General features: G+C 61.6%; 10 protein-coding genes and 1 pseudogene. 4 read left to right on the forward strand and 7 right to left on the reverse strand.

What is annotated here, in order from left to right; genetic code table 11:
* Positions 1 to 22 precede the first annotated feature (22 nt).
* The gene (locus tag ACIPL0_RS07400; RefSeq protein ID WP_400595542.1) at positions 23 to 535 is read left to right on the forward strand and encodes a DUF4142 domain-containing protein; all 513 of its coding nucleotides are present in this window, start codon (positions 23 to 25) and stop codon (positions 533 to 535) included.
* A gap of 260 nt (positions 536 to 795) precedes the next feature.
* On the opposite strand, the gene ACIPL0_RS07405 is transcribed toward ACIPL0_RS07400, so the two are convergent.
* On the reverse strand, positions 796 to 1,521 hold the full coding sequence (locus ACIPL0_RS07405) for a GntR family transcriptional regulator (protein ID WP_400595540.1): 726 nt from the start codon (positions 1,519 to 1,521) through the stop codon (positions 796 to 798).
* Positions 1,522 to 1,676: 155 nt separating this feature from the next.
* On the opposite strand from ACIPL0_RS07405, the gene ACIPL0_RS07410 reads away from it, so the two are divergent.
* From ACIPL0_RS07410 to ACIPL0_RS07420, 3 genes are all read left to right on the forward strand, one after another.
* The gene (locus ACIPL0_RS07410) at positions 1,677 to 2,888 is read left to right on the forward strand and encodes a pyridoxal-phosphate-dependent aminotransferase family protein (RefSeq protein WP_400595538.1); all 1,212 of its coding nucleotides are present in this window, start codon (positions 1,677 to 1,679) and stop codon (positions 2,886 to 2,888) included.
* Positions 2,889 to 3,005: 117 nt separating this feature from the next.
* Positions 3,006 to 4,304 (forward strand): MFS transporter, encoded by a 1,299-nt coding sequence (locus tag ACIPL0_RS07415; protein WP_400595536.1) that lies wholly within the window; start codon positions 3,006 to 3,008, stop codon positions 4,302 to 4,304.
* A 44-nt stretch (positions 4,305 to 4,348) separates the two neighbouring features.
* A complete protein-coding gene (locus tag ACIPL0_RS07420; protein ID WP_400595534.1) occupies positions 4,349 to 5,110 on the forward strand; it encodes a 2-keto-4-pentenoate hydratase in 762 nt (253 codons plus the stop codon).
* Positions 5,111 to 5,309: 199 nt separating this feature from the next.
* Here the strand turns inward: ACIPL0_RS07420 and ACIPL0_RS07425 are convergent, their stop codons facing one another.
* The 6 genes and pseudogenes from ACIPL0_RS07425 to ACIPL0_RS07450 form a co-directional block, all read right to left on the reverse strand.
* Positions 5,310 to 6,218, reverse strand: a complete 909-nt coding sequence (locus ACIPL0_RS07425; protein WP_400595532.1) for an NAD-dependent epimerase/dehydratase family protein — start codon at positions 6,216 to 6,218, stop codon at positions 5,310 to 5,312.
* A 333-nt stretch (positions 6,219 to 6,551) separates the two neighbouring features.
* A complete protein-coding gene (locus ACIPL0_RS07430) occupies positions 6,552 to 7,430 on the reverse strand; it encodes a DMT family transporter (protein ID WP_400595530.1) in 879 nt (292 codons plus the stop codon).
* Positions 7,431 to 7,907: 477 nt separating this feature from the next.
* Positions 7,908 to 9,400: pseudogene (locus tag ACIPL0_RS07435) on the reverse strand (aldehyde dehydrogenase).
* Positions 9,393 to 10,304: a dihydrodipicolinate synthase family protein gene (locus tag ACIPL0_RS07440; protein ID WP_400595528.1), complete on the reverse strand. Its 912-nt coding sequence runs from the start codon at positions 10,302 to 10,304 to the stop codon at positions 9,393 to 9,395. The pseudogene ACIPL0_RS07435 and the gene ACIPL0_RS07440 overlap by 8 nt, the downstream one beginning before the upstream one ends.
* Before the next feature lie 78 nt (positions 10,305 to 10,382).
* On the reverse strand, positions 10,383 to 11,714 hold the full coding sequence (locus ACIPL0_RS07445) for an MFS transporter (RefSeq protein WP_400595526.1): 1,332 nt from the start codon (positions 11,712 to 11,714) through the stop codon (positions 10,383 to 10,385).
* A gap of 161 nt (positions 11,715 to 11,875) precedes the next feature.
* On the reverse strand, positions 11,876 to 13,195 hold the full coding sequence (locus ACIPL0_RS07450) for an NAD(P)/FAD-dependent oxidoreductase (protein WP_400595524.1): 1,320 nt from the start codon (positions 13,193 to 13,195) through the stop codon (positions 11,876 to 11,878).
* Positions 13,196 to 13,514: the final 319 nt, after the last annotated feature.

Raw genomic sequence — 13,514 nt, forward strand, 5'->3', positions numbered from 1 at the left:
TGAAACCAGAGGAGCATTCGAGATGGCCAGGTATGTTCAGATTCCCGTGCTGGCGTTGCTGCTTGGCATGGCGTGTCACCCCGTGCTTGCTGCGCAAGACCCCGACGGTTTTGTCGACGATGCGTCGGCCAAAGGCGTTGCCGAGATAGAAGTCGGCAAACTTGCGCTGGATAAAGCCGTTGCGCCGGATGTGAAGGCGTTCGCGCAAATGATGGTCAGCGACCACACCGCCGCCAACGACAAATTGAAAGCCATTGCGCAGTCGAAACGCATCGAAGTTTCCAGCTATCCGCAGGTGATGGACAAGATCAAGGCGCTGATCCTGGATTTGCGCAGCGCCAAGTCCTTTGATCAGGCGTATGCCAACAACCAGGTCAAGGCACATGAGGCGGCGATCGAATTGTTCGAAAAAGAAGCGGCCAATGGCAAGGACGCCGAACTGAAAGCCTTCGCCAGCGCCACCTTGCCAAAGCTGAAAGAACATCTGGCGCAGGCGAAACAGTTGGCAGCGGCCCATGGCGGTGATGCGCCTTAGCAATCCGCATTGGCGTTGATTCTGCCCATGTCAGTGGGAGCCCCGGCTTGCTGGCGAAGGCGTCGGGACATTCAACATAGCGGTGTCCCACCTGACGCTTTCGCGAGCAGAGCTCCCTCCCACAGGGAATTGTGGTGGTTCTGCAGATTGCATTGCCATGCCTAGAACCAAGCAACACCACCTATCTGTGGGAGCGGGCTTGCACGCGAAGGCGTCGTGTCAGGCAACTCGATGATCGCGCTCCTACAGGTGTGTAAACGCTAACGCCGGATCGAATCCGGATGCTCCGCTTCATCGCGCACCATCAACATGATCGCGTCACGCTTTTCCAGCAGGTGGTGGCGCAGGATGCCGCTCAAACGTCTGCCGTCGCGCGTCTCCAGCGCCTCGATCATCTCTTCGTGATCGTGCAGCGCCCTCTCCCACTTTGGCGCCTGCTGGTTGGACAGAAAACGCAGCGCCTGAATCCGTCGGTTGAGCGACAGGTACACCTGACGCAGCGCGTCATTGCGCGCCGCCTGGTTGATCAGATCATGAATGGCGCGATTGCGCTGGTAGTAACCCGGCAGGTCATTCTGGTTCTTGCTCACCACCATGGCGTAATGCAGCGCCTTAATTTCGTCGAGCTCCTCGGCGGTGATGCGCTCACAGGCCAGCTCACCGGCAAAGGCTTCGATACCGCTCATCAGTTCGAAGGTTTCGCGGATTTCCAGCTCCGACATCTTCGCCACGGTGGCGCCACGGTTCGGGTTGATTTCGATAAGCCCTTCAACCGCCAGCACTTTCAGCGCTTCGCGCAGCGGTGTACGGGAAATACCGAGGGTTTCGCACAGTTCCCGCTCGTTGAGTTTCTTGCCGGGCGCCAGAACGCCCTCGGTGATGAAGCTGCGCAGGTGTTCAACGACCACATCATGAAGCCGCTGACGCTCGACCTTGAGCGTCAGCCGCGAACTTCCCTGCTCCACGAACTCTTCAAAATTTTGCATACAAAATCCTCTACAGCGACGTCTGGGCCGACGCCTTATGCTGAAAACCTTCATCAGGCCCTTCACTTTAGCGCAATTGTGACGTTTGACACAGGTCAGTGCGGTGCTACTGTATTTTGCATTCAAAACACAAAAAACAAAAAAGGAGTCACCGTATGCTGAAGCTCGACTTTCACCCGGCCGGCCGTCACTTCCTGCAGATTCCGGGTCCAAGCCCTGTTCCAGACCGCATCCTGCGGGCCATGAGCTACCCCACCATCGACCATCGCGGCCCGGAATTCGGCGAGCTGGGGCTCAAGGTGCTGTCCGGCATCAAACAGATCTTCAAGACCCGACACCCGGTGATCATCTACCCCACTTCGGGCACCGGCGCCTGGGAGGCGGCGCTGTGCAACACCCTGAGTGCCGGCGACGAAGTGCTGATGTTCGAAACCGGCCACTTCGCCACCCTCTGGCAGAAAATGGCCCTTAGCCTGGGCCTCAAGCCGCAATTCATCGGCAAGCCCGGCATCGAAGGCTGGCGCGGTGGTGTCGATGCACAAATGATCGAGTCGCACCTGCGCGCCGACAGCACTCATCGCATCAAGGCGGTGTGCGTGGTGCACAACGAAACCAGTACCGGCGTGACCTCGGACATCGCCTCGGTGCGCAAAGCCATCGACGCCGCCGGGCATCCGGCCCTGCTGCTGGTCGACACCATTTCGGGCCTGGCCTCAGCAGACTATCGGCATGACGAATGGGGCGTGGACGTCACGGTGTCTGGCTCGCAGAAAGGCCTGATGTTGCCGCCGGGGATCAGCTTCAACGCGGTCTCGCCCAAGGCCATCGAAGCCAGCAAAAGCGCGAAGCTGCCGCGCAGTTTCTGGGGCTGGGACGAAATCATCGAGATGAACAAGACCGGCTACTGGCCCTACACGCCCAACACCAACCTGCTCTATGGTCTCGCCGAGGCGCTGGACATGATCCTTGGCGAAGGGCTGGACAACGTTTTCGCCCGCCACAACCGTCTGGCCCATGCCTGCCGTACGGCGGTGAACGCCTGGGGCCTGCCGATTCAGTGTGCCGACCCTGCGGTGTACAGCCCGGTGCTGACCGGGGTGATGACGCCGGAAGGTGTCGACGCCGATCAGGTGCGCAAGATCATTTACGAGCGCTTCGACATGTCGCTGGGCACCGGCCTGGGCAAGGTCAAGGGCCGCATGTTCCGCATCGGCCATTTGGGCGACTGCAACGACCTGACGCTGATGGCGACCCTGACCGGCTGTGAAATGGGCCTGCAGATGGCCGGTGTGAAGCTCGCCTCCAGCGGCGTGCTGGCGGCCATGGACTACCTTGGAGGGCAATCGGTCCCGCTGCGACGCGAATGAAAAACCCGGCACTGCGGCCTCAAAGCCTGAGCTTGCCGCAGTGCTCTGCTGCTCCACACGCACTATCCCGACTCAAACGCCACCCCGGCGTGAACAATAAGAAACTGGAGATAGAACATGAAGCTGTTAAGTCTGCGCCCCACTGCGGTGGTGCTCTTCATGCTGTGCGCCATGTATTTCATTACTTACCTGGACCGCGTCAACGTCAGTACGGCGGCGGTCGGATTTGGCAAAGAGTTCAACCTGACCAAGACCGAGATCGGACTGGTGTTTTCTGCCTTCGCCTACCCCTATCTGGTGTTTCAGATCATCGGCGGCTGGGTCAGCGACCGTTTCGGCGCCAAACGTACCTTGGTGGTCTGCGGCCTGATTTGGGCCGGCGCCACGGTGCTGACCGGTCTGGCCGGCGGTTTTGTCTCGCTGATCATCGCCCGCGTGCTGCTCGGGCTCGGTGAAGGTGCGACCTTTCCTGCCGCCACCGCCGCGATGTCGCGCTGGGTGGCCAAGGATCAGCGTGGCTTTGCCCAGGGCATCACCCACGCCTTCGCCAGGCTCGGCAACGCGCTGGCCCCGGCGGCGATGATCGCGGTGATGGCGGCCTATGGCTGGCGTGAATCGTTTTACGTGTGTGCCGGCATCAGCTTCCTGTGGGTGATGTTGTGGATGCTGGTGTTCACCGAGCATCCGAAGGATCACCCGCGCATCTCCCAACAGGAACTCGACGTCCTGCCGCCGCCAAAACCGAAAAGCCAGATCGCGCTGCCTTGGGGCCGCCTGTTCAAACGCATGGCGCCGGTGACCATCGTCTACTTCTGTTACGGCTGGACCCTGTGGCTGCTGCTCAGCTGGGTGCCCATGTACTTCATGAACATGGGCCTGGACCTGAAAAACACCGCGATCTTTTCCTCCACCGTGTTCTTCGGCGGCGTGGTCGGCGACACCCTCGGTGGCATCGTCAGCGACCGTATCTACAAGCGCACCGGCGACCTGAACAAGGCGCGCAGCCGCATGGTCGCGATCTGCCTGACCTGTACGCTGGTGGCTCTGATACCGCTGATGTTCACCCATGACATGTACGTGTCGCTGGGCTGCCTGGCGGTGGCGTTCTTCTTCTCGGAAATGACCATCGGCCCGATGTGGGCGATTCCCATGGACATCGCGCCGGACCATTGCGGCACCGCCAGCGGCATGATGAACACCGGCTCGGCGATGGCCGCGATTGTCAGCCCGGTGGTGGCTGGCCTGTTGATCGACAAATTCGGCAACTGGCAACTGCCGTTCATGGTCAGCATCGTCCTGCTGGCCATTGGCGTGCTGCTGTCGTTCCGCATGAAACCGCAAAACCGTTTCGACTACGGCAGTGCCGCCAAGCCGCAGGCACCGGAAACCCCGACCGCCGCCGTGACCAGCAAGTAATCACCTCTGCCCGCCTGCGGGCGGGCCCTCATATGGAGCAACTCATGACACTGGCCTCCCCCGCGCAACTGGCGCAATTGCTCGTCCAGGCACACCGCGAGCGCCGCCCGCTGGGCACACTCGACAGCACGTTGCACCCCGTCGACCGCACCGACGCGTACCTGACCCAACGGGAAATCCTGCGTTTGAACGGCCTTGAAGCCGGCGGCTGGAAAATCGGCTCGAAATCCCCCAGCGGCCCCGTGCAGGGCTCGCCACTGCCGCGCAACTGCCTGTTCGCCCCCGGCCACCGGTTCAAGCGCGCCGAATACGCGCCAGTGGGGCTGGAACTGGAAATCGCCTTCCGTTTCAAACACGCCTTCGTCCCGCGCGAGCAACCCTACAGCGACGAAGAGGTGCTGGCCGGTATCGGTGCCATGGCCGCGACCATAGAAATCGTCTCCAGCCGCTTTGCGGATTTCCCCAAGGTCGAGCCGTTGATGCAATTGGCGGATCTGCTCAATCACGGCGCCTTGATCGTCGGTGAGTTCGTCGACTATGAGCCGGGTTTCGATTTCCTCGCCCCGAGCCTTGCGTGGACCTTCAATGGCGAAAACATCGCGCCGTCCGCCACCGGCAACCCATGCGGTGATCCACGTCGCCTGCTGAGCTGGCTGGTCAACCACCACACCACCCGGGGCGCCACACTGCCGGCAGACTTCGTCATCACCACGGGCTCCTACACCGGCATGGTCTTCGCGGATACGTCGGGGCCGGTGCTGGGCCAGATTGCCGGTTTGCCGCCGGTGTCGTTGCGACTGGAATGATGAATGCAGCGCGCTTATGCGTAGCAGTCCGGCTTGCCGGCGGTGGCGATCTTGAAAATGCCACCGCCGGCAAGCCGAACTGCTATGGGGTGTGAGTGTGTTGCACATTCCGACGTAGATGGCAGGCCTGGCCTTGTGCGCCATAGCCTGGTGCTCACAACCGCAGCGACAGGGTCATTCAGCGTGAGCAACTCCCGAATTACGCCAACTGTCGGTACACGTCATCCACCGGCTCATAGCCGAGACAGTCCCGGGCACTTTGCAGATCCCAGACCGTCCCTGCGTTGGCCGACACGCCGTTGACCACCACCGCCGCCGCTGGCCATGTTGCTGCGTCGGCGCACAGCGCGGCGATGAACAGATTGTGCAGGTCGTCGTTGGACAGCCAGAGGTCACGAAACCAGCGCAACGTGCGGCGTTCTTCGTCATTCAGCGAATCTAGCGAGGCCGTGCTGGACGGCGCACCGGAATGGGTAATGTCGCGCGGATCGTTGGCGCCGGGCAGCACCCAGCCAACCCGCACCGACACACAACTCAAGGCGCCGCCTGAGGCCTGGGCCACGGTAGCGCAGAGTTTCTCGCTCATGATCTTGGAGCTGCCGTAGGCGAACGAATGCACCTCGCGGCTGCCGTCGAACCAGCGCGTCCCGGGCGCTGGGGGAAGATCGGTGGTCAGTCGGCCCGGCCCCATGTCGGCGGCGAGCGGCTGGTCCTTGTAGGCGCCCATGGCGTGGTTCGAGGAGGCGAAGACGAAACGTTTGACGCTGTGGTCCAGCGAAGCCTGCAGCAGGTTGAGGGTCATGTCGCAGGAAGCCATGGCCTCTTCCCAGGTCGAATCCGGCAACGGGTTTGCCGCCGCGAAATGAATCACCGCATCCACGTCGCGAAAGCCTTCGCGCCAGGCGCCCTGTGCTTGCGTGAGGTCGCCCTGGATCAGGTGCAGGCGACTCAGTGCCTCGGCGGAAAAGCGCGCCTGGTCTACGTGGCGATCAATGCCGACAATCCGTTCGCACCATGAGGTGCGAGCCAGCGCCTCGACCATTTTCTGTCCCAGATTGCCTGTCGCGCCGGTGATCAGCACCGAGCGCGGCGTCTTCGACGTCGTCATTGTTGTTGTCCTTGGGTCGGGAATACCACGCAGCTGCGTGACCGTCTGGCTGCCGATCTTATGCGCTGTATGGCGTGAAGCGAAGTGTCTGTATCGCGTATCGGTGCCGACGCGCCCCTCGTAACCTCGGATCCCTCCCACAGGGTCATCGGCATTACACAACTCATGTGGGAGGGAGCTCTGCTCGCGATTGCAGAGCGTCAGTCGCCACATAGGTTATAGATCTACCACCATCGCGAGCAGAGCTCCCTCCCACGGCTTTTGGCCAGAATCAAAAGCATCCGGTGTTCACCGATCCGCAGCAGTCCGGCTACGACAGCGGTCGTGTTCTGGTCAGTGCAACGCCGCCTGGCGACCGGGCGTCTTCACCCGTGCCGACAGCAGGATCGCCAGCACGATCAGCGCCGCGCCTGCCAGCATGCGGGACGACGGTTCTTCCTTGAACAGCCACCACGCGCAGGCAATCGCGTAAACCGGCTCCAGCGAAATGATCATCCCGGCGCTGCGGGCGTTCAGGCCTTCCAGGCTTTTCACGAACAGGTACTGCGACAGCCCGGTGCAGAACACGCCCAGCAGCGCCAGGTTGAGCCAGTCGAACTGACCGAGCGCGTTCAGATCATCACTCACGAACGGCAGCATCAATAGAGCCACGGTCAGGTTCTGCCAGAACGCCACCTGGGTCGGGTCGACACCACGGGCGGCGCGGCGGTTGGTCATGGTCAGCAAGGCGAACGACAGCCCCGAACCCAGTCCCCACAGCAGCCCCAAAGTGCCAGTATTGCCCAGGCCAAACGACGGCGTGACCAGCACCAGACCGGCGCTGATCAGCACCAGCAGCACCGATTCGGACAGGTGCAGGCGCTCGCGGAAAATCAACACGTCCAGCAGCGCAATGAATGCCGGAAAGCTGGCGAAGCCAAGGGTGGCAACCGCAACGCCGCCGACTTTGATGGCGGTGAAAAACGTCACCCAGTGCGCGGCGAGCAACGCGCCGGAGAGCACCAGAATGCCGAGCTTTTGCCGGTCCAGACCGCGAAACAGCGGGCGGCGCTGGACAACGGCGAACAGGCCCAGCGCGAGCATGGCAAAGCCGGCCCGGCCGAGGGTAATGAGGTTGGCACTGGCGTGAATCAGGGCGCCAAAGATGCCGGTAAGGCCAAACAGTAAAGCGGTGACATGGGCAGAAGTAAGGGCAGTTCTATAAGTGGTCATGACGAGGGTCCGAGAGTTTTCGGTTTGTGGCTATCCTCGTGGCCGGGAGTTTTCTAGGCTTCATACGAAACGTCCTGACACTCGATGATGCTGCGTTGAAAACAGCCTCGGAATGCTCATTTACAGCTCGTAAACTCCGCTTCCTCGGCTGTTTTCGCCTTGCCTCATCTTCGCGTCAAAACCTTTCATACGAAGCCCAGGGGGCAGTGCTTGAAAGTGTCGGGCCCTGCCGGTCTCCTCTGTTCCGCGAGACTGAGCCGTGTGGTGTTCACACTCGTGACGGTGTGTTGGTTATCGCGTTGCATCTGCTCAGCCCTGAGTGATTGTTCTTGTGTGTTCAAAGACAGAGGTGAAACCGGTTCGCGACCCGCTGTGGACCTTGCGTGGAAGTCCGCGGCGGGTGCGTTCCTTCGGGTTGCCTGAAACCGAGCCTGAGGATCGCGAGCAAGCTCACTCCTACAGGATCGCGCTGGCGGATTACTCGGAAACGTCGATCCAGATGGTCTTCAGTTCCGTGTACTGGTCGTGGGCCCAGATCGACTTGTCGCGCCCGCCGAAGCCGGACTCCTTGTAGCCCCGAACGGCGTGGAAGCGTCGCCCTCACCGAAGCAGTTCACCGTCACCACGCCGGCACGGATTTCCCGCGACAGCTTGATGGCGTTGCGCAGGTTGTCGGTGTAGACCGAAGCCGCCAGGCCGTACACCGAGTCGTTGGCCAGGGCGATGGCCTGCTCGATGCTCTTGAAGGTGCTGACTGCCAGTACCGGGCCGAAGATTTCTTCCTGGAACAGACGGCTGTCGACGCCGACACCATCGACCACGGTCGGATCGACGAAGATGCCCTTCGCGGTGTCGCCACCGAACACCACCGGCAGTTTTTCTAAGGCAGCCTGCTCGATGTAGGAACGCACCTTCTCGAAATGCGCCTTGCTGATCATCGCGCCGAGGCGGTTCTGCGGGTCCAGCGGATCGCCGATTTTCCATTCGCGCAGTTGCACGCCGATGCGCTCCAGCAGTTCGTCCTTGATGTCTTCATTGACGATCAGCCGCGACGACGCCGAGCAGTTTTCACCCATGTTCCAGAACGCGCCGTTGACCACATGGCGAGCGACCAGATCGAGATCCTCGACGTCGCTCATTACCACGGCCGGGTTCTTGCCGCCGCACTCCAGCACGATGCGCTTGAGGTTGGAGTCCGCCGCGTACTTGAGGAACAGCCGGCCGGTGTCGGTCGAGCCGGTGAAGCTGACCATGGACACGTCCATGTGCTTGCCCAACGGTTCGCCGACATCCTTGCCGCCACCGGACAGCACGTTGAACACGCCTGCCGGAACACCGGCTTCGTGGGCCAGTTCGGCGACGCGCAGCGCGGTCAGCGTGGTTTCTTTGGCCGGTTTGACGATGATCGAGCAGCCTGCCGCCAGCGACGGGCCGATCTTCCAGGCCAGCATCAACAGCGGGAAGTTCCACGGCAGCACCAGGCCAACCACGCCGATGGCTTCACGGACCACCAAGGTCAGCGCGCCCTCGCCCGTCGGCGCGGTGTTGTCGTAGATCTTGTCGATCAGCTCGGCGTGCCAGCGGATGGTGTGAATGGTTTCTGGAATGTCGGTCAGCTGGCACTCGCGGATCGGCTTGCCGCTGTCCAGGCTTTCCATCACCGCCAGTTCAACACTGTTCTGCTCCAGCAGATCAGCGAAGCGCAGCAATACTTTCTTGCGTTCGCCGGGGCTTAGCTTGTGCCAGCGGCCGTCGTTAAAGGCCTCGTTGGCCTTCGCTACGGCGAAATCGACGTCGGCAGCGTTGCAGGCGGTGATCTCGGCCAACGGCAGATCGGTGGCCGGGTTGACCGTGGTGAAGGTCTTGCCCGACACCGAGGTGTAGCGCTCACCATTGACGAACGACTGCGTCGGTAATTTCAGGTCGGCGGCGATGGCCGCGTATTCGGCGGCAGTCAGCAGATCACTCATCGTTCAGGCCCCCGCCGATCAGCGCCACTTCACGCTTGAGGGTGGCAACGATGTCGCGCAGCGCTTCTTTCTCCGCTTCGACCAGCCCCTGCAATGGCGCACGTACGCCGCCGGTGCGCAGACCGGTCAGCTCGCAGCCGTATTTGATCGACTGCACGAACTTGCCACCTTCGAGGAAATCCATCAGCGGCATGAAGGCGTTCATGATCTTGCGGCCCTTGTCGAAGTCCTTTTCGATCACGCAGGCCTCATACAGCGCGACGTGTTCGCGCGGGGTGAAGTTGGAGCCGGCGCAGACCCAGCTGCGCGCACCCCAGGCGAAGAATTCCAGGGCCTGATCATCCCAGCCGCAGGACAGCGCAATGTTCGGGAAATGGCGTGCCAGACGATGGACCTGGCCCATGTCGCCGGAGCTTTCCTTGATCGCCACGACGTTTTTCGACTGCGCGACCTGGGCGAAATACTCGTTGCCCATGCTCACGCCCATGCGCGCCGGGTAGTTGTACAGCATGATCGGCAGATCGGCGGCGCGGTCGACCGTCAGCGCGTGCACGGCGTTTTCCTGTTCGGTCGGCAGCGCGTACGGCGGCGAGCCGACCAGAATCGCGTCGGCCTTGATCTCGCGGGCAACCCGGGCGTACTCCACCGACTCTTCGGTGCGAATGGCGCCGGTGCCGATCACCAGCGGCAGGCGGCTGCCGATCACATCCTTGGCCAGCGCAGCCAGTTCGGCGCGTTCCACCGAAGAATGCGCGTAATACTCGCCGGTCGAACCGCCGATGATGATGCCGTGAACCTTGGCATCGATCAGGTACTCCAGCACTTCGCCAAAGGCGCGTTTGTCGATCTCGCCGGTGGATGTCAGCGGGGTGATGGCCGGGGTGTAGATACCTTCGAACTTCATGGTTGCCTCTCTATCAATAAGCGATGTGCGGGGATGGCGCCCTTGCGCGGTGGGCAAAGGCTGCCGGGTGTCAGGGATTCAGTTGCTCAGAGCTGCGGCATCGCGCAGGTTCAGCGAGCGGGTTTCCGGGGCCATGGCCCAAGCGGCGATCAGGCCGACGAAGGTCACCAGCGCCGCGACGTACATGGTGTTGCCGATACCGATGCCCTGCAGCGACAGCGGCACCAGATAAGTCCCCACCGCCGCGCCGACGCGGGACAGCGAGGTGCCGATGCCGACGGCGAAAGCACGGATTTCCGTGGGGAACAGCTCGTTCGGATAAACCAGCTGCAGCACTTGAGCGCCGCCAATGAACAGCGCGTAGGCGCCGAACAGCACCAGCACCGAAAACGGGTTGCCATCGGCATTTAATGCCAGCAGCAACAGCGCCAGGCCCGACCACAGGAAGCTGTGGATCAGCATGCTGCGCCGACCGATGATGTTGATCAGGCGGGTCGCCAGCACGCAGCCGACCACGAACAGCAAGGTGATCGCCATGGAGCCGTAGGAAGCCCACTCGCCTTTCAGGTTCAGGGCCTGCAGGACCTTGGGCGCAAAGGCGTACACGGCAAATACCGGGATGATCGAGCACGACCAGAACACCGAGACAAAGAACAGACGCTTGCCATAACCGGAGCGCAGCAGGTCGCGGAAGGTCATCTTCTTCTCGTCGGGCTGCTCGGGCAGGTCACGCAGCGAATAGCTCGGGCCGTACACGTGCTTGATCACCTGCTCGGCTTCACGGTCGCGGCCTTTGCTCAACAGCCAGCGCGCCGACTCGGGCGTGCCCATGCGGATCAGAAACAGCAGCACGCCGATCACCGAGGCGCTGGCCAGCACATAGCGCCAGGCGTCATCGCCACCGTTGTTCATGATCTCGGTGCCGACCACGTAGGCGAACGCTGCGCCGGCGAACCACAGGATGGTCAGCGCCGCCAGCCGTGGGCCGCGTTGTTTGCGTGGCAGGAACTCCACCAGCAGCGAGGTCGCCACCGGGTATTCGATGCCCACTGCCAGGCCGATGATGAAGCGCAGGGCGAACAGGCCTTCGGCCGATTCCACCCACAATTGCGCCAGCGAACACAGAATGAACAGCGAAGGCCCGATGAAATAGACCTTCTTGCGCCCCAGCCGGTCGGTCAGCCAACCGCCGACAAAACCGCCGAAGAACACGCCCATCAGCGCCGACGCGGCGATCATGCCCTGCCAGAATTCGCTCAGGCCCAGGGCCGAAGTGACCTGCATCATGGCGATGCCGATGATGCTCAGCACATAACCGTCGACGAACGAGCCGCCGCCGGAACGCAGGGTGAGCAAACGGTGAAAGTTGTTGAGCGGGACATCTTCAATCGATGTATTCGGACTTGTCATTGTTGTCTCCTCTATCGATCCCGCTCTTGCAAAGAGCGAGGTACATGCCCGGAATTCAGGCGTAGCAAAGCCGTCTCGACGAAAGCCGGGCAGCGCCAGGCTTCAATCGATTGCGTCAAATTCGTAGTGGTGGATCGCTGCAGCGGATCAGCCTGCGTCGATCAGCTTTCCATGCCGGCGCGGCGTTGGCCCCACGCCAGGTTCAGGTTGACCCCGGCCGACAGCAGCGGCTGCGGCGGATTGCGGTTGGGCCCCGGCGCCGAGGCGAGGAAGTCGATCAGGTCACTGCGCTTGCCCGCCAGCCAGTCCGCCAGCAGCGTGCCGGTGACGGTGCCGCGAGTGACGCCCAGACCGTTGCAGCACAGCGCGCCGTAAACGTTGTTCGCCAACTGGCCGAAATGCGCCATGTGGTTGCGCGACAGACTCAACGAACCGCCCCAGGTGTATTCAAAAGACACGTCGGCCAGCATCGGAAAGCGCCGATCGAAAGAGGCTTTGTGACGTTTGACGAAACGCTGCAGGTATTTCGGGTTGCTGCGCCCGTCACTGTTGAAGCTGAAGCTGTTGCGGACCAGCAGACGGTTGTCCGGCGTGCGACGCAGGGTGGTGCCGAACGGGTCGGCGGGAATCACGCCCCAGTACGGGTTGCCGCCGAGGATGTCCTGCTCCTGTTGCGTGAGCGGACGGCTCAGGCTGGCGTAGGTGAACACCGGCAGCATGCGGCCCTTGAGGAAGCCGAAACTCATGGCGAAGGCGTTGTTGGTCAGCACCAGCTTGTCGGCGATGATGCGCCCGTGGGCATGGCTGAGAACGGTTTTCTCGCCGTACTGCACGTCGGTGATCGGCGTGTTTTCGTACAGCGTGACGTTGGCCGGCAAGCTGTCGGCCAGGCCCTTGACCAGCGCCGCCGGCTGGATCAGCGCAGTGCCCGGGGTGAACAGCGCCTTGCGATAGAACGAGGTGCCGATGTGGCCCGGCAGGTCCTGTTCTTCGATCATCCGGTATTCCTGGCCGAGCTTGTCCAGGCCACGACGGTAGGCGTCGAGCACGGCAACGCCACGGTCTTCCACGGCGGCCTGATACTTGCCACAGGCGCGGAACTGGCAATCGATGCGGTGTTTTTCGATCAGATCCTTGAGGATGTTCTGCCCGGTCAGGTTCAGCTTCATGCTGATCTTCGCGGTGGCCACGTCACCGATGTAATCATCGGCACCGATGTCGTGAGGCAGGTCGATGGCAAAACCGGCGTTGCGTCCCGAAGAACCAAAGCCGACCTGTTGCGCCTCGATCAGAACGATTTCGTCATCCGGAAAATTCAGCGCCAGTTGCCGGGCGGCGGCAAGCCCGGTGAACCCGGCCCCCACCACCACCCAACGGGCCTTGCTGATGCCGTAATGCGCGGTGCGCGCAACGCGTTTCGGACTCAAATGAAACCAGCCACAGGACGCATCGTCTGCCGGGGTATTCGCGATCTTCGCCATGTCTTACGACCCACACTCTTCTACTTGTTAGAACTGCACCAAGGCCACCTTTGACGGCTGGATTGTTCAGCGTTCAGAGGTTCCGTGGAGCGCAGATTCGCATGGCAAAAATGGGCGGTCAATTGATTGTATTTTTTATGTATACATTGAAAATACGTAAAAATAGATCTCGAATAATATTTTTATCCTTTATTTTCAATAGGTTATGAAATTAGCTTAAAAACGGGCGATGTCGCTGGCAAGCCAGCGCCCGTCGCACCAGGAGCATGAATCGGGCGATGTGCCTCGTAGGAGCGCGCTTGCCAGCAATGACATTTTT

The sequence above is a fragment of the Pseudomonas sp. NPDC090208 genome, from assembly GCF_044746785.1.
Classification (GTDB): domain Bacteria; phylum Pseudomonadota; class Gammaproteobacteria; order Pseudomonadales; family Pseudomonadaceae; genus Aquipseudomonas.

Bases quoted from the DNA above. Each gene is read 5' to 3' on its own strand.
- ACIPL0_RS07415 (WP_400595536.1), top strand. From the start codon at position 3,006: ATGAAGCTGTTAAGTCTGCGCCCCACTGCGGTGGTGCTCTTCATGCTG.
- ACIPL0_RS07400 (WP_400595542.1), top strand. From the start codon at position 23: ATGGCCAGGTATGTTCAGATTCCCGTGCTGGCGTTGCTGCTTGGCATG.
- ACIPL0_RS07405 (WP_400595540.1), bottom strand. From the start codon at position 1,521: ATGCAAAATTTTGAAGAGTTCGTGGAGCAGGGAAGTTCGCGGCTGACG.
- ACIPL0_RS07445 (WP_400595526.1), bottom strand. From the start codon at position 11,714: ATGACAAGTCCGAATACATCGATTGAAGATGTCCCGCTCAACAACTTT.
- ACIPL0_RS07430 (WP_400595530.1), bottom strand. From the start codon at position 7,430: ATGACCACTTATAGAACTGCCCTTACTTCTGCCCATGTCACCGCTTTA.
- ACIPL0_RS07425 (WP_400595532.1), bottom strand. From the start codon at position 6,218: ATGACGACGTCGAAGACGCCGCGCTCGGTGCTGATCACCGGCGCGACA.
- ACIPL0_RS07450 (WP_400595524.1), bottom strand. From the start codon at position 13,195: ATGGCGAAGATCGCGAATACCCCGGCAGACGATGCGTCCTGTGGCTGG.
- ACIPL0_RS07410 (WP_400595538.1), top strand. From the start codon at position 1,677: ATGCTGAAGCTCGACTTTCACCCGGCCGGCCGTCACTTCCTGCAGATT.
- ACIPL0_RS07420 (WP_400595534.1), top strand. From the start codon at position 4,349: ATGACACTGGCCTCCCCCGCGCAACTGGCGCAATTGCTCGTCCAGGCA.
- ACIPL0_RS07440 (WP_400595528.1), bottom strand. From the start codon at position 10,304: ATGAAGTTCGAAGGTATCTACACCCCGGCCATCACCCCGCTGACATCC.